General features: G+C 72.7%; 14 protein-coding genes. 5 read left to right on the top strand and 9 right to left on the bottom strand.

What is annotated here, in order from left to right; all coding sequences use genetic code 11:
- The first annotated feature begins 54 nt into the window (after nucleotides 1-54).
- Nucleotides 55-1,449: a pyridoxal phosphate-dependent decarboxylase family protein gene (locus OG885_RS41355; protein WP_405741390.1), complete on the top strand. Its 1,395-nt coding sequence runs from the start codon at nucleotides 55-57 to the stop codon at nucleotides 1,447-1,449.
- On the opposite strand, the gene OG885_RS41350 is transcribed toward OG885_RS41355, so the two are convergent.
- From OG885_RS41350 to OG885_RS41320, 7 genes are all read right to left on the bottom strand, one after another.
- Complete coding sequence (locus OG885_RS41350) at nucleotides 1,421-2,716, bottom strand: MFS transporter (RefSeq protein ID WP_405741387.1); 1,296 nt, start codon at nucleotides 2,714-2,716, stop codon at nucleotides 1,421-1,423. The two genes, OG885_RS41355 and OG885_RS41350, sit on opposite strands and share 29 nt — an antisense overlap.
- 65 nt (nucleotides 2,717-2,781) lie before the next feature.
- On the bottom strand, nucleotides 2,782-3,573 hold the full coding sequence (locus tag OG885_RS41345) for an SDR family NAD(P)-dependent oxidoreductase (RefSeq protein ID WP_405741384.1): 792 nt from the start codon (nucleotides 3,571-3,573) through the stop codon (nucleotides 2,782-2,784).
- 28 nt (nucleotides 3,574-3,601) lie between these two features.
- Nucleotides 3,602-4,519, bottom strand: coding sequence for an SDR family oxidoreductase (locus OG885_RS41340; RefSeq protein WP_405741381.1), 918 nt, complete (start codon nucleotides 4,517-4,519; stop codon nucleotides 3,602-3,604).
- Between the two features lie 92 nt (nucleotides 4,520-4,611).
- Nucleotides 4,612-4,986: a DUF4180 domain-containing protein gene (locus OG885_RS41335; RefSeq protein ID WP_405741378.1), complete on the bottom strand. Its 375-nt coding sequence runs from the start codon at nucleotides 4,984-4,986 to the stop codon at nucleotides 4,612-4,614.
- A gap of 44 nt (nucleotides 4,987-5,030) precedes the next feature.
- Complete coding sequence (locus OG885_RS41330; RefSeq protein WP_405741376.1) at nucleotides 5,031-5,663, bottom strand: MBL fold metallo-hydrolase; 633 nt, start codon at nucleotides 5,661-5,663, stop codon at nucleotides 5,031-5,033.
- Nucleotides 5,663-6,748 (bottom strand): S-(hydroxymethyl)mycothiol dehydrogenase, encoded by a 1,086-nt coding sequence (locus OG885_RS41325; protein ID WP_405741373.1) that lies wholly within the window; start codon nucleotides 6,746-6,748, stop codon nucleotides 5,663-5,665. The genes OG885_RS41330 and OG885_RS41325 overlap by 1 nt, the downstream gene beginning before the upstream one ends.
- 92 nt (nucleotides 6,749-6,840) lie before the next feature.
- Nucleotides 6,841-7,422 (bottom strand): transketolase, encoded by a 582-nt coding sequence (locus tag OG885_RS41320; RefSeq protein WP_405741370.1) that lies wholly within the window; start codon nucleotides 7,420-7,422, stop codon nucleotides 6,841-6,843.
- Between the two features lie 255 nt (nucleotides 7,423-7,677).
- Here OG885_RS41320 and OG885_RS41315 point away from each other — a divergent pair, with 255 nt between their 5' ends.
- The 4 genes from OG885_RS41315 to OG885_RS41300 are packed head-to-tail and all read left to right on the top strand — an operon-like array spanning nucleotide 7,678 to nucleotide 13,061.
- Nucleotides 7,678-8,466 carry an isopentenyl transferase family protein gene (locus OG885_RS41315; RefSeq protein WP_405741367.1) on the top strand — a complete coding sequence of 263 codons (789 nt, stop codon included), beginning with the start codon at nucleotides 7,678-7,680 and terminating at the stop codon, nucleotides 8,464-8,466.
- On the top strand, nucleotides 8,463-9,779 hold the full coding sequence (locus tag OG885_RS41310) for an FAD-binding protein (protein WP_405741364.1): 1,317 nt from the start codon (nucleotides 8,463-8,465) through the stop codon (nucleotides 9,777-9,779). The genes OG885_RS41315 and OG885_RS41310 overlap by 4 nt, the downstream gene beginning before the upstream one ends.
- Nucleotides 9,776-11,278 carry a TIGR00730 family Rossman fold protein gene (locus OG885_RS41305; RefSeq protein ID WP_405741361.1) on the top strand — a complete coding sequence of 501 codons (1,503 nt, stop codon included), beginning with the start codon at nucleotides 9,776-9,778 and terminating at the stop codon, nucleotides 11,276-11,278. The genes OG885_RS41310 and OG885_RS41305 overlap by 4 nt, the downstream gene beginning before the upstream one ends.
- Nucleotides 11,279-11,306: 28 nt before the next feature.
- Nucleotides 11,307-13,061, top strand: coding sequence for an ABC transporter ATP-binding protein (locus OG885_RS41300; protein WP_405741358.1), 1,755 nt, complete (start codon nucleotides 11,307-11,309; stop codon nucleotides 13,059-13,061).
- Between the two features lie 278 nt (nucleotides 13,062-13,339).
- On the opposite strand, the gene OG885_RS41295 is transcribed toward OG885_RS41300, so the two are convergent.
- Together OG885_RS41295 and OG885_RS41290 are read right to left on the bottom strand one after the other, a co-directional pair.
- Complete coding sequence (locus OG885_RS41295) at nucleotides 13,340-13,768, bottom strand: GerW family sporulation protein (RefSeq protein ID WP_405741355.1); 429 nt, start codon at nucleotides 13,766-13,768, stop codon at nucleotides 13,340-13,342.
- 49 nt (nucleotides 13,769-13,817) lie between these two features.
- The gene (locus OG885_RS41290) at nucleotides 13,818-14,654 is read right to left on the bottom strand and encodes a (2Fe-2S)-binding protein (RefSeq protein ID WP_405741352.1); all 837 of its coding nucleotides are present in this window, start codon (nucleotides 14,652-14,654) and stop codon (nucleotides 13,818-13,820) included.
- Nucleotides 14,655-14,752 lie beyond the last annotated feature (98 nt).

The following is a 14,752-nucleotide window of genomic DNA, read 5'->3' as shown; positions in this document are numbered from 1 at the left end:
TTTCGCCCAAGTGGACCAGACTTCCGTCACCGCCCCTCCCCTACGCTCCCCTGCATGCACCGCACTCTCGCCGACGACCTCTCCCGGCTCCCCGAACTCCTCTCCTCCGCCCGCGACCTGGCCGTACAGGAGCTGGCCGGACTGGCCGACCGGCCGGTCGTACAGCTCGACAAGGCACCCGTGCCCGAGGCGCTGCCCGGCGCCGGTGCCGGGGGCGAGGCGGCTCTGGCGCGGTTCGCCGAGCGGTGGGCGCCGGGTTTCTCCGGTTCCGCGGGCCCGCGCTACCTCGGCTTCGTCACGGGTGGCGCGACGCCCGCCTCGGTCGCCGGGGACTGGCTGACCGGCGCTTACGACCAGAACGGTTCGGGGGCAGCCGGTTCCTGGGCGACGGCGCTGGAGCGCGAGACGGTCGGCTGGCTGCGGGAGCTGTTCGGGCTGGGCGAGGCGCACAGCGGGGCCTTCGTCACCGGGGCGACCACGTCCAACACCGTGGGTCTGGCGATCGCCCGTGAGTGGCTGGGCGAGCGGCTCGGCGTGTCCGTGTCCCGGGACGGCGCCGCCGCCCTCGGCCCGGTCGACGTACTGTCCGGCAGCCCGCACTCCAGCATCGGCAAAGCCCTGTCCGTACTCGGCATCGGCCGCGACCGGCTGCGGTCGGTGCCCGTGCTGGCCGGCAACCGGGAGGCCGTGGACGTCGCCGCCCTCGACCGGGCGCTGTCCGAGCTGGACGGCCGCCCGGCGATCGTGGTGGCGAACGCCGGCACGGTGAACACCGTCGACTTCGACGACCTGCGGGCCATCGCCGCGCTCAAGGAACGGCACGACTTCTGGCTGCACGTGGACGCCGCGTTCGGCGGCTTCGCCGCGCTCTCCCCCTCGCATGCCGCTCTCGTCGACGGTCTCGACGCCGCCGACTCCGTCTGTGTCGATCTGCACAAGTGGCTGAACGTGCCGTACGACGCGGCCGTGCAGTTCACCCGGCGCCGGGATCTTCAGGTGGCGGTGTTCCACAACGCGTCGCCGTATCTCGGACTGCCGGTCGGCGAGCCCGACTTCGTGCATCTGACGCCGGAGAACTCCCGGCGGCTGCGCGCTCTGCCGGCCTGGTTCTCCCTGGTCGCCTACGGCCGCCAGGGGCACCGCGAGATCGTCGAGCGGAACGTGGCACTGGCCCGCGATCTCGGAGAGCGTGTGGCCGCTCTCGACGGGCTGCGGCTGCTCGCGCCGGTCCGGCTCAACGTCGTCTGCTTCACCCTGGCCGAGGAGCCGACGCCGCCGACGCGCGAACGGGTCGCCGCGCTGGCCCACGCGCTCGCCGAGACGGGCGAGGTCTTCGTGACCCCGACCGTCTACGACGGCACTCCGGGGCTGCGGGCGGCGTTCAGCAACTGGCGTACGTCGGCGGAGGACGTGGACCGGATCATCGGGGCTGTGGCGCGCGTGCTGTGACCGGGGCGCGGTCCGGGAGTTCATGGCGCGCACGGACCGGCGAGAGGTAGACCGGCAGAAAGGCCGTCGCCAGCAGGGCCCCGCCGGCCCACAACGTCACGCGCACTCCCGCCAGTTCACCGAGTACGCCCGAGACGGCGGCGCCGAGGGCGAGCGCACCGGTCAGCACGAAGCGGAAAGTCGCGTTCATGCGGCCGAGCAGCTCGTCCGAGGTCATCCGCTGGCGCAGGCTGACACCGAGGACGTTGTCCGTGCCGGTCTTGAACAGCGCCAGCGTCCAGCCCGCGCCGGCGACCCACAGCCACGGGCCCCGGTCGACCAGGGGCACCAGCAGCGCGACGGGCGCCAGGGCGACACCGACCAGCCCGAGGGACCGGCCGTAGCCCAGCCGTCCGGCGAGGGGGCGGGCGCAGCGGGCCCCGAGCAGCAGGCCGAGGCCGCCCGCCGCCCAGAACAGACCCAACGCGACAGCGGGCAGGCCGAGTTCACGGACGAACACGAGGGGCAGCATGGTGTTCACGATCTGCATGCCCAGGTTGGTGAGGGCGGCGGTGAGGGCGAGGGCGCGCAGTTCCGGGTTGCCGAAGACGTGCCGCAGGCCTTCGGCGATCTGCGCCCGCAAGGTCGCCCGCCGTTCCCGTCCCGCGGGTTCCCGCGAATGCCGGATCCGGGTGAGCTGGAGCGCGGAGGCCAGGTAGGTCACCGCGGTGCACAGCACGGCCACGGGGGCGGTGAGGAACTGGACCAGGGCGCCGCCCGCGCCGCGCCCGGCGACGTTGCCCACGGCCTGGAGACCGACCATGGCCGCGTTGGCGGGTACGAGGACCTCGCCGCCGACCAGCCGGGGCAGCGTGCTCTGGGAGGTCACGTCGAAGAAGACGGTCGCGGCGCCGTTGAGCAGGACGACGGCGTAGAGCTGGCCGAGGGTGAGCGTGTCCGTCCACCAGGCGAGCGGGACGGAGGCGTAGAGGACGGCACGGGCCAGGTCCGCCAGGATCAGCACCCGGCGGTGGCGCATGCGGTCCACCCAGGCGCCGGCGGGCAGCCCGATCAGCAGGAACGCCAGCGTGCCGAGGGTGGCCAGCGCGCCGACCTGTCCAGGGCCGGCGTCGAGGGCGGCGACGGCGATCAGGGGGACGGCGACGTAGCTGACGTTCGTGGCGAGCTGGCTGAGGGCGCTCGCGGCGAAGAGGGTGCGGAAGTCGGCGGTACGCCAGGGCGAGTCGGACCGTGCGGGGACGTCGGCGTCGGGCTGGAGGTCGGGCACACGAGAACGCTGCCCGACGCCGTCCGCGCAGGACAAGTGAAAAGATCTACAGCGAATGTTTAGCGCTACTTCGCGGTGGGGGGCGTGCGCCGGGCGAGCCGGAACCCGGAGTCGCCCACGGTGAGACCTCCGTCCACCACGAGGGTCGTGCCGGTGATCCAGGAGGCGTCGCGGGAGGCGAGGAAGGTGATGGCGGCGGCGATGTCCTCGGGCTCGCCGACGCGGCCGAGGGGGTACAGCGGGCTGAGGAGGGCGAGTTCGTCGTCGCGGCCCTGCCAGGCGGTGGTGCGTACCGTGCCGGGTGCGACGAGGTTCACGCGGACGCCCCGCTCGGCGGCGTGCGCGGCGACGGTGCGGGTGAGGGAGCCGAGGCCCGCCTTGGCGGCGCTGTAGGCGTGGTTGCCGAAGTCCGCGAGGCCGTTGACGGAGCCCACGGTGACGATCGCGCCGCGACCGGAGGCGGCCAGATGCGGAAGGGCGGCCCGGCAGCAGCGGTAGGCGCCGGTGAGGGTGATGTCGAGGTCGGCCGACCACACCTCGTCGGGTTCGTCCTCGAACAGCGGGGCGTCCGGGGTGCAGTGGAAGGCGTTGTTGACCAGGACGTCGAGCGTTCCGAAGGCATCGGCCGCGTGGGCGACGGCCGCCTCGACCGCCGCCCGGTCGCCCACATCGCAGCCGTACGCCTCCGCAGCCAGGCCCGCCTCCCGCAGACTCGCCGCGGTCTTCTCCGCCGCCTCGGTGTCCCTGTCGGTCACCAGCACGCGTGCGCCCTCCGCGGCGAACCGCCGGGCGGTGGCGGCGCCGATGCCGCGGGCGGCGCCGGTGACGAGCACTCCGTACCCCTCGAAACGTGTCATGCGGCCGAACCGTAGGCGGCGTCGCGCGTCAGCGGTACCCGGTGACGTCGGCCGGCTTGTCCGCGTCCTGGACCTCGACGAGGTAGCGCCAGGCGTCGGGGCGGCTGCCGTCGAGGTCGGTGAAGCCGTAGACCTGCGCGAGGCCGCCGCTGGAGAGGGAGCGAGCGTTGAAGCGGGACACGTCCGGGTCGGCGGCGAGGGCGGTGACGGCGCGGCCGACGTAGCGGGGGGTCTCGGAGATGGCGAAGTGCGGGACCTGGGTGAGGGCGTCGCGCCAGTTGTCCTCGCGTACGCCGAAACCGTCGAGCATCATCTCCGAGCGCAGCCAGCCCGGCGTCAGGGCGACGGCGGTGGCCCCGCGCGGGCCCACTTCATGGCCGAGCGCGAAGGCCATCCGCAGGACGGAGGACTTGGCCAGGTCGTAGAAGAAGGAGTTGCGGTAGTTGACGCCGTTGTACTCGGCGGTGCCGTCGGTCATCTCGACGACCAGGCCGCCGGGGTGCCTCAGGAGGAGGGGCAGGGCGTGGTGGTTGGTGATCGCGTGGGTCTCGACGCCGAGCCTGAGCAGCCGCAGCCCGTTGTCGAGGTCGTGCTCCCATACGGGACTGTCCCACTCGAAGAGCCGCTCGCCGCCCCAGACGTCGTTGACGAGGACGTCGAGGCGTCCCTGTTCGTCGGCGACACGGTCGACCAGGGCGCGGACCTGTGCGGATTCGAGGTGGTCGGTGGGGACGGCGATCCCGTCACCGCCGGCCTCGGTCACCAGGTCCGCGGTGTCCTCGATCGTCTCGGGGCGGTCGTACTCGGAGCGGCCCTCGCGTGTGCTGCGCCCCGTCACGTACACGGTGGCGCCGGCCGCCCCGAGTTCCACGGCGATGCCCCGTCCGGCTCCCCGTGTCGCCCCGGCGACCAGCGCGACCTTGCCCTTCAGTGGCTGTGCTGCCATGTCCGAACCTCCCGTACGACCGTTGCTGTCCACTCAACGGTGCCGGGTAAGCCGGACATCTTCTGTCGCCTTTCAAAGCTTTCCGTGCCGGGTCACCCGGCCGCGCGCAACCTCTCACCCAGCTCGTCGTCGTCCGCGACGATCCAGACATGCCCGCCCTGGTTGGTCTCGCGGACGAAGTCACGCAGGGCCGCGCTCTCGCCCAGGTGGCGGGAGACGTCCCCCACGACGGCGAGGCGCACCCGGTAGTTCACGAACTTCAGCATGACCGCCCCGGCGACGCCGGACCGCAGCCGGAAGAACTCCTCCGCGACGCGCTCCACGGGCACGGCGACCACGTCTGCGCCCCGTCCCATGGCGTCACCGATCAGATCCAGCGCGGCACGCTCGCCGTCGAGCGGAGGGCCGTCAGGGGTGCAGCGCAGGACGGTGACGCCATGGAGGTTCGCGAGCTCATCGGTGGTCATGACAGGCGAGCCTAGCCGTGACGTGCCCTGGGTCCCGGGGAATTTCAGTGGCCGCGGGCGATCCACTCCTGAAGGTGCGGGGCCTCCGCGCCGATGGTCGTGGAGTCGCCGTGACCGGTCAGGACCTTCGTCTCCGGCGGCAGCTCAAGGAGCCGGTCGCGGATCGAGTCGATGATCGTCGGGAAGTGGCTGTACGACCGCCCCGTGGCCCCCGGTCCGCCCGCGAACAGCGTGTCGCCGGTGAAGACGGTGGCGAGCCCGGGGTCGTAGAGGCAGACCGCGCCGGGAGCGTGCCCCGGCGTGTGCAGGACCCGCAGATCCGCGCCCGCCGCCTCGATGACCTGGCCGTCCAGGAGGTGGGCGTCGGGGTCGCGGTCGGGGTGGGTCTGCTTCCACAGCGGCAGGTCGTCGGGGTGCAGCCAGATCGTGGCGCCGGTGAGGTCCGCCAGGGCGGGCGCGGCGTCGATGTGGTCGTTGTGGGCGTGGGTGCACACGATGGCCGTCAGGCGCCGGTCGCCGACGGCTTCGGCGATCGCCTGGGCGTCGTGCGCGGCGTCGATGACGATCACCTCCTGGTCGTCGCCGACGATCCACACGTTGTTGTCGACGTCCCAGGTGCCGCCGTCCAGGCTGAACTGGCCGGAGGTGACGAGGCGTTCGATGCGGGCACCGGGCATCAGAGCACCACCACCGAGCGCAGGACATCGCCGTGGTGCATGCGCTCGAACGCCTTCTCCACGTCGGTGAGTTCAATGGTCTCGGTCACGAACGCCTCCAGGTCCAGGCGGCCTTGCAGATGCAGGTCGATCAGCATGGGGAAGTCGCGGCTGGGCAGGCAGTCGCCGTACCAGGAGGACTTCAGGGCGCCGCCACGGCCGAAGACGTCGAGCAGCGGCAGTTCCAGCTTCATCTCCGGGGTGGGTACGCCGACGAGGACGACGGTGCCGGCGAGGTCACGGGCGTAGAAGGCCTGCTTGTAGGTCTCCGGGCGGCCCACCGCCTCGATGACGACGTCGGCGCCGAAGCCACCGGTCAGCTCGCGGATCGCCTCCACCGCGTCGGTCTCGCGCGAGTTGACGGTGTGGGTGACGCCCATGGTGCGGGCCTTCTCCAGCTTGCGGTCGTCGATGTCCACCGCGATGATCCGCGCCGCGCCCGCGAGGTTCGACCCGGCGATCGCCGCGTCGCCGACGCCGCCGCAGCCGATGACGGCGACCGTGTCACCGCGGCCGACGTTGCCGGTGTTGATCGCGGCGCCGATCCCGGCCATCACCCCGCACCCGAGCAGGCCGGCGACCTGCGGGGAGACCGAGGGGTCGACCTTGGTGCACTGGCCGGCCGCGACCAGTGTCTTCTCGGCGAACGCGCCGATACCGAGGGCGGGCGACAGCTCGGTGCCGTCCGTCAACATCATCCTCTGCTTGGCGTTGTGCGTGTTGAAGCAGTACTGGGGCCGCCCGCGCAGACACGCACGACACTGCCCGCACACCGCACGCCAGTTGAGGATCACGAAGTCACCGGGGGCCACGTCGGTGACACCCTCCCCCACCGACTCCACCACGCCCGCGGCCTCGTGGCCCAGCAGGAAGGGGAAGTCGTCGCTGATGCCGCCCTGCTTGTAGTGCAGGTCGGTGTGGCAGACCCCGCAGGCCTGGATCCGCACCACGGCCTCGCCGGGGCCCGGGTCGGGCACCACGATGGTCTCCACCCGGACCGGCTCGTCCTTGCCCGGTGCGATCACGCCGCGTACTTCCTGCGCCATGGTGGTGAAACCCTTCCGTCGGCCCTGTCCGTTCTCCCCTCGACCCTACGTGTAACCGATCAGTAACGGGACGGGAGCACTGCTCTGCGGGCTCATCCGAGGAAGTCCCGTACGGCCCTCCCGAGGGCCGGCTCGTCCCGGGCGTCCGCGCCGCCCAGGGCGAGCAGCCGGTGCGGTACATGGACCAGTGTCTCGGCGACGTGCCGGGCCGAGGTCCCCGGCAGGCCGGGTTCGACCAGGACGACGTCCGCCCGGTCGGCGGCCAGCGCGGCCGTCCGCAGACCGATCTCGTCGAAGGGACGGACGGCGGTCGTGTAGAGCACGGTCACGTCGAGCCCGGTGGTGGCGCGAAGTACTGGGTCGAGCGTGGCCCCGACCGCGAGGACCACGCCGCCCAGTCCTTCCCGTACGCGTTCGAAACCGTCCCCGGCGCAGCGCGGCTCGGCGTTGGACTCGGCGGAGACATGTACGTACGCCCGCTGTCCGCGCCGTACCGCGGTCAACATGATCCTGCGCACCTCGGCGGGGTGCCCGGGCGCGTACACGGTCCAGCCGGGGGTGGCGGCGAACCGGGTCAGCTCCTCCACGGCGCCGTATCCCACGAGCAGGGTGCCGCCTCCCGGCCGCTGCTCGGGGAGGGACTCGGTGGCGGCGACAAGCATGTCGGACTGCACGGGCGGACCTCCTGGTGAGAATTTCCTGTCGACGCGTCAAGAATTCGTTAGGAAACAACTCGACGGTCTCTCATATGGCCCTGGATTCCCCGTCCTTGGGCCCTTCCACCCCGCGAAATTCAACCTTTAACAACCTCACAGGAAGGTGGATGTCTCTTTGCCCGGTCCAGATGTCCGCCTGGTTCTGCGCCGCGTTCTTTCGCGATGTGCTGGAGCCGTCCCTCCTCAGCCCCGGAGTGAAAGGGAACATCCGCCATGATCCCGAGCGACACACGTCCCACGGCACGTCCGTTCGTTCATCTCATCGCCGGGCCGACCGGAGTCGGCAAGAGCGCGGCGGCCACCGCACTGGCCCGGCAGAGCGGCGCCCCGGTGGTGGTCGCCGACCGCCTGCAGTGCTTCACCGACCTGGCCACCACCAGCGCCCGCGCGGGTGCCGACGTCCCGGGAGTGCGCCGCTACTGGCTCGGGGACCGCACCTTCGCCGACGGAGACCTGTGCGCGACGGCGGCGGCGGACGCGCTGGTCGCGCTGGTGGAGCGGCTCGGCGGCCGGCATCGGCGGGTGATCGTCGAGGGCGGTTCCATCTCGCTGCTGCGGGAGCTGGCCGCGCGGCGGGCGGGGCTGGACTGGCGGCTGACGGTCCGCCTCCTCGCCCCGCCCGACCGGGCCGAGTACATCGCCGCCCTGACCCGCCGGGCGCAGGAGATGCTCGCCCCCGAGGCGCCCGGCCGCAGTCTCCTCGACGAACTCGCCACCCTGTGGCGCGAGCCACGGCAGCGGTGGCTCGCGGCGTCCGTCAACGGTTTCGAAGCGGTCCTCGAATGCTGCGCCAAGTACGGCATCAATGTCTCGGACATCGGCGAACGGCCGCCCTCCCCGCACGTTCTGGACCGGATGGCCGCGCTGATCGCCGAACGGCACGCCGAGCACGGATTTCTCCAGCACCGCGTGTTCTCCGAAATCTTCGAAAGCCGAACAGCGGATTCCGGACCAGGGATCGCAGCGGCAGTCGCGACAGCCACGGTGGAGCGTGCGGCATGAATACGATCCGCGCCGGCGAGGCGTTCGCCGTGCACGATTTCGGCCACATCGTCGCGTCACGGCCGCTCGACGTCCTTGCGCCGCGTTCCGGTGCCGAGGTCCGGGACCTCGTCTCCTTCGCCGACCGGCACCGGCTGCCGGTCTCGGCCCGCGGCTGCGGACTCGCCCCGTACGGGCAGGGCCGGGCCGACGGTGGATACGTCGTCGACATGGGCGCCCTCGACCAGGTGCGCTGCGTACCGGGCGAGCGGACGCTGGTCGCCGGGGCGGGCGCGACATGGGACCAGGTCGTGCGCGCCGCGCTCGCCGTGGGGCTCGTTCCCCCGGTCCTCCCCGACCATCTCGGCGCCAGCGTCGGCGGGGTGCTCAGCACCGGCGGTCTCGGCGCCTCCAGCCATCGGTGCGGGCTCGTCGCCGACTGGGTGACGGAGGTGGAGGTCGTCACCGGTGGCGGCGAGCGGCTGGTCTGCTCGCAGGGTCAGCGCGCCGACCTGTTCCGCGCGGTCCTCGCCGGGCTTGGCCAGTGCGCGCTGATCCTGCGGGCCACCCTCCGGCTGGAGCCCGCCCCCGGGCTGGTCCGCCGCTACCGCCTCTACCACGACGATCCCGGCACCTACTTCTCCGACCAGCGGCGCCTCGCCCGCGACAGCCGGTTCACCCATGTCGTCGGCCGGGCCCGCCCGGCCCTCGGCGGCGGCTGGCGCTACATGATCGAGGCCGTGGCCCCGCACGGCGGCGAACTCCCCTGCGTGGACGACCTGTTGATCGGCGACCTCGGCCACGACCGGGACTGCGAGGAGATCGAGGACCTGTCGTACGCGGAGTATCTGCACCGCCCGGACCGCGACGAACGGCTCCTGCGTGCCACCGGCGAGTGGGACCGCCCCCACCCGTGGCTCGCACTGCTGCTCCCCGAGGAGGTGGCCGAGTCGTTCGTCCCGGGCATCCTCGCCGAGCCCGAGCAGCGGGGCCTGCGCGCCTGCGGAGCGGTGCAGTTGCGCCCGCTCACCGCCCGGGCGCTCCGCGCGCCGCTGCTGCGCAGGCCGGCCGGTGAACTCCTGTGCCTGCTCACCCTGATGCGCACCGCGCCGCACGCCGACCCGGAGGCGGTCCGCCGCATGGTCGCCGCCAACCGCGCCCTGTACGAGCGGGCCCGTGCCGTCGGCGGCGTCCTGCACCCCGTGAGCGCGCTGGCGATGACGCCCGAGGACTGGCGGAGCCACTTCGGCCCGACCTGGGCCGACCTCGCCCACGCCAAGGGGCGCTACGACCCCAACTCCCTCCTGACCAGGGGGTACGGGCTGTGGGCGTGACCACGGTGACCGTCTTCTGCGGCGCCTCCCCGGGCCGTCGGCCCGGCCATCTGCGCACCGCGGCCCGCCTCGGCCGGATCCTCGCCGGGGCGGGCACCCGGATCGTCTACGGCGGGGCCCGCACCGGCCTCATGGGCGCCCTCGCGGACGCGGCCCTGGCCGCCGGGGGCGCGGTGACCGGTGTGGTGCCGCGGGCCATGCTGCCGTACGAGATCACGCACACGGGGCTCACCGAGCTGGAGGTGGTCGCGGACCTGCACGCGCGCAAGGCGCGGATGGCCGAGTCGGGGGACGCCTTCGTGGCGCTGCCGGGCGGGCTGGGCACCGCGGAGGAACTCCTCGAGGTGCTGTCGTGGGGCCAGTTGGGGCTGCACCGCAAGCCGTGTCTGCTGCTCGACCCGGACGGCTTCTACCGCCCGCTGCTGGCGTTTCTGGAGCACGCCCGGGACGAGGGCTTCGTTCATCCCGGGGACCTGGACCGGATCGTGGTGTGCGCCTCGGCCGAGGAGGTGCCGGCGCGACTCGCCGAGGCGCGGGCGCAGGACGCGCCGGCGTGGGTGCCGCACGGCCGGACCGCGTTCCTGTTCTCGGCGGCCGGGTCCCAGCAACCGGGCATGGGGCGCGAACTCCACGCCACCTCCACGGTGTTCGCCGAGGCCCTCGACGCGGTCTGCGGGCGGCTCGACCCGTACCTCGACCTGCCGCTGCGGGACGTGATGTTCGCGCCCGCCGGGACGCCCCGGGCGGCGCTCCTGGACCGGGTGGCCTTCGGGCTGCCCGCGATCTTCGCGCTACAGGTCGCCCAGTACCGGCTCCTGGAGAGCCAGGGGGTGCGCCCAGACGTGCTGTTCGGCTACTCGGCCGGGCATCTCGCGGCGGCCCACGCGGCCGGGGTGTTCTCCCTGCCGGACGCCTGCCGTGCGGTCGGCGCGCTGTCCCAGCTGATGCGCACGCTGCCGCCGGGCGGCTGCATGGCCGCGGTGGAGGCCTCTCCGCAGGAACTGCGCCCCGGCCCGGGCGCGGTGCTCGCCGCGGTCAACGGGCCCCGGTCCGTCGTCGTCTCCGGGGACCGCGACACGGTGATCGCCGAGTGCGAGAAATGGACCGCCCGGGGCCGCCGCACCCACGTCCTGCGCGTCGACGCGGCTCCCCACTCACCCCGCTTCGACCCGATCCTCGCCGACTACCACCGCACCCTGCGCACGATGGAGCTGCACGTCCCGCGCATCCCCCTGCTGTCGGACACGACGGCCCGGCCCCTCACCCGCGAGGCCATCGAACCGGGCTACTGGGTACGGGCGTTGCGTCGACCGGTGCGGTTCGCGGACGCGGTGACCCGGCTGCGCGCCGACGGCACGACCACGTATCTCGAACTCGGTCCCGGCGAGGTCCTCACCGGCATGCTCGACTCGTGTCTGCCCCGCGGCGCCGACCGGCCGCTGATGCTCTCCATGACCCGGAACTGGCGCGCTCTGCACACGGCGGCCGACGTAGCCTGAATGCTCCGACCGACTCCGAGGGAGCGCCGTGAGCATCGCAGAGCCCGAGCAGGCCACTCCCACCTGGCGGCTGCTGCTGGGATACGTACGGCCGCATCGATGGACGCTGCTGCTGGGCGCCGTGCTCTCGCTGGTCACCGGCGCCACCGGACTGCTGCTGCCCCTGGTCGCAAGGGAGTTGATCGACGACCTGTCCCACGACCGCACCATCACCGGCGCGTTGCTCGTCATGTCGGCGCTGGTGGTGACCAACGCGGCGCTGGGAGCCCTGGGTTCGTACGTGCTGCGGCGTACCGCCGAGTCGGTGGTGCTCGGCGCGCGGCGCGCGCTGTCGTCGTATCTGCTGCGGCTGCGCATCACGGCCGTGGACCGCACCGAACCCGGCGACCTGATGGCCCGCGTCACCTCCGACACCACGCTGCTGCGCGAGGTCACCACCGACTCCCTGGTCGGCCTCGGCACGGGCGGCCTCACGCTCGTCGCCACGATCGTCATGATGGGCCTGGTCGACCCGGTGCTGCTGGGCGTCACCCTGGTCGTCATCGCCGCCGCGGGCACCGTCCTCGGCGTGATCGTGCCGCGCATCAACAGGGCCAGCCGGCAGGCGCAGGACGCGATCGGTGTGATGGGGGCCTCGCTGGAGCGGATCCTGGGCGCGCTGCGCACGGTGAAGGCGTCCGGCGCGGAGCACCGCGAGGAACGCACGCTGCACGAGGCCGCCGAGGAGTCCTGGCGGCAGAGCGTGCGCGCCGCCAAGTGGTCGGCGGCGGCGGGCAACACGGCGGGCCTGGCGATGCAGATCGCCTTCATCACGGTGCTCGCGGTCGGCGGGGCGCGGGTGGCGACCGGGGCGATCGACGTGGGCACGCTGGTGGCGTTCCTGCTCTACGTCTTCTATCTGATGTCGCCGATCCAGCAGGTCGTCGGCGCGATCACGCAGTACCAGACGGGCGCCGCGGCCCTCGCCCGGATCCAGGAGGCGTTGCGACTGCCCGCCGAACCGGCCGACCTGCCCGCCCCGTTGCCCACCCCCGGCGCCGAACCCGCCACGGTCTCCTTCACCGACGTCCGCTTCCGCTACGCCGACGACCTGCCGTACGTCCACCACGGGGTGACGTTCACGGTGCCGGCCCAGGGCATGACGGCGTTCGTCGGCCCGTCCGGCGCCGGCAAGACCACCGTCTTCTCACTGATCGAGCGCTTCTACGACCCCGAATCCGGAACGATCACCCTGGACGGCCGCGACCTCGCCGACTGGCCGCTGCCGCGGCTGCGTTCGGCGATCGGGTACGTCGAACAGGACGCGCCCGTCCTGTCCGGCTCCCTGCGGGACAACCTGCTGCTGGGCAACCCCGAGGCGCCCGACGACGCGCTGACGCGCGTGGTGAAGACGACCCGCCTCGACGGGCTGGTGGCCCGGTTGCCCGGCGGGCTGGACACACTCGTGGGACATCGAGGCACCAAGCTCTCGGGCGGCGAGCGTCAACGCGTCGCCATCGCCCGGGCGTTGCTGCGCCGCCCGCGCCTGCTGCTCCTGGACGAGGCGACCTCGCAGCTGGACGCGGTCAACGAGGCGGCGCTGCGGGACACGGTCGCCGACGTGGCCCGTACGACCACCGTCCTCGTCGTCGCGCACCGGTTGTCCACGGTCACCATGGCCGACCGGATCGTGGTGATGGACGCGGGCCGGGTGCGCGCGGTGGGCACACACGGGGAGTTGGTGGCGTCCGACCCGCTGTACGCGGAGCTGGCGGCGACGCAGTTCCTCGCCACGGCGGAGTGAACTCCGGTCGCGGTGAGGGCGGTTGCGGCCGAGTGGAGCCGCGGGCTCACTGAGTGCGGTTGCGGCCGAGTGGAGACGGCGGGCTCAGTGACGGCGCTTGCCACTGAGCGGGGGCTGCGGGGTCGGGTGACGGCGGTGGCCGGCAGAGCGGAGCCTGCGGGCTCGGGTGACGGCGCTTGCGGCTGAGCGGAGCCTGAAGGCTCGGATGACGGCGCTTGCGGCAGAGCAGAGCCTGCGGGCTCGGATGACGGCGCTTGCGGCAGAGCGGGGCTGCGGGCTCAGTGGCTGCGGTTGCGCCTCCGCGCCAGGGCGCGCGCCGACTTCGAACCGACGATGCCGACCACCATCGCCGCGAGCGGAAGCGCGATGTCCACCCACGGGTCCCGGATGGGCTTGTAGACGGCCGTCCCGTTCCTGATCTCGATGTATCCCAGCGGCCTGGCGTCGACCCCGCCTCCCCCACCGCCGCCGTCCGCACTCCGCGCGGCGCCGCTCTCGTGGCCCGCGCCGCCGCCGAATCCGAAGCTGACGCGGGCGACGGGGACGACCGTGACGCCGTCCCGGGTGATCGGTTCGCCGTACACGGCACCGACGGTGGCCTTGCCGCCGAGCTTCTCGGCGAGGCGTTCGAGGAGGGTGGTGGAGGCCTGGGCCGCGCCGAGTTCGGTCAACGGCGCCTGGGCGGAGGGCTCTTGGTCGATGGTCATCGCCTCACCGTAGGCCGGAGGCTCCCGCTCCGACAGGGCCCGAGGAGGCCTAGCCCTCCAGTCGGCGCAGCCGTTCCGCGTCCCCGGTGCGGGGGCAGGTGGAGCAGGCCTCGGCGGGGCGGATCGCGTAGAACATGCAGCAGCCGGTGCGGGTGCGGGTGGCGTGACGGCGGCCGTCGGCGCCGGTGAGGTAGCGGAAGTCGGCGCCGCTGGGGTACGGCGGCACCGCGATCGGCAGCACCTCGGTGGCGGCTGTGATCGCGGCGCTTTCCTGGCCGAGCATGCGACCCAGGTACCACAGGGCGGAGACGAGGTCGTCGGAGACCATGCCCCACAGGGCGCGGGAGCGGCGGCGCGCGACGGGGGCGATCGCGGCGAGGAGGGGACGCATGTGGTCGGCGAGGCTCATCCGCAACTGGGCGCGCAGTTGGTCCTCCTGAGGCAGCGTCATGACGCCTGGGTGCGCGGCCATCGGATCTCCGGCGAGGCAGGCGAGTTCGCTGCCGGGGGTGATGGTGTACGCCCCTGAGGCCAGGTCGAGACGGAGGTCCTCGGGTCGGATGCGGGGGACGCGGCGTTCGAGGTACCAGGCGCCGCCCATGAGCATGCCGACGGTCCAGGCGTAGTCGTGCAGGGCGCGGGAGGCGGCGACGTCCGGACGCGGACGCAGACCGTAGCGGTCGTGAACGCGTGCGGCCTCCGCGTCGACGAAGGCATCGAGGAGCGGTGTGCAGTCGGACACCAAGTCGGCTGCCGTCACGCCCGCTTGCCCGGCTTTCCCGACCCGCACGTCCAGCGCCTCGCAGACGTGGGCGAGCCGTCGGTAGACATCGCCGAGGGCTTGGGCGACGGCACCGTCCGGAGAGGTCTTCAGGGCCACGGACATGGGCGTGCTCCAGCGAGGCAGAGTGACTTAATAGGCAAGCCTTACCTTAGCTTGATCAAGGGAGTGCCACGTCAAGGCCCGTCAAAGCATTCGCACAG

Source organism: Streptomyces sp. NBC_00028 (assembly GCF_045041065.1).
GTDB lineage: Bacteria > Actinomycetota > Actinomycetes > Streptomycetales > Streptomycetaceae > Streptomyces.
The sequence above is the reverse complement of the archived record's forward strand: the minus strand, read 5'-3'. Positions and strand labels throughout refer to the sequence as shown.

Coding starts and splice junctions, on each gene's coding strand:
- OG885_RS41355 (WP_405741390.1), top strand. CDS start 55: ATGCACCGCACTCTCGCCGACGACCTCTCCCGGCTCCCCGAACTCCTC.
- OG885_RS41345 (WP_405741384.1), bottom strand. CDS start 3,573: ATGACACGTTTCGAGGGGTACGGAGTGCTCGTCACCGGCGCCGCCCGC.
- OG885_RS41340 (WP_405741381.1), bottom strand. CDS start 4,519: ATGGCAGCACAGCCACTGAAGGGCAAGGTCGCGCTGGTCGCCGGGGCG.
- OG885_RS41335 (WP_405741378.1), bottom strand. CDS start 4,986: ATGACCACCGATGAGCTCGCGAACCTCCATGGCGTCACCGTCCTGCGC.
- OG885_RS41330 (WP_405741376.1), bottom strand. CDS start 5,663: ATGCCCGGTGCCCGCATCGAACGCCTCGTCACCTCCGGCCAGTTCAGC.
- OG885_RS41325 (WP_405741373.1), bottom strand. CDS start 6,748: ATGGCGCAGGAAGTACGCGGCGTGATCGCACCGGGCAAGGACGAGCCG.
- OG885_RS41315 (WP_405741367.1), top strand. CDS start 7,678: ATGATCCCGAGCGACACACGTCCCACGGCACGTCCGTTCGTTCATCTC.
- OG885_RS41310 (WP_405741364.1), top strand. CDS start 8,463: ATGAATACGATCCGCGCCGGCGAGGCGTTCGCCGTGCACGATTTCGGC.
- OG885_RS41295 (WP_405741355.1), bottom strand. CDS start 13,768: ATGACCATCGACCAAGAGCCCTCCGCCCAGGCGCCGTTGACCGAACTC.
- OG885_RS41290 (WP_405741352.1), bottom strand. CDS start 14,654: ATGTCCGTGGCCCTGAAGACCTCTCCGGACGGTGCCGTCGCCCAAGCC.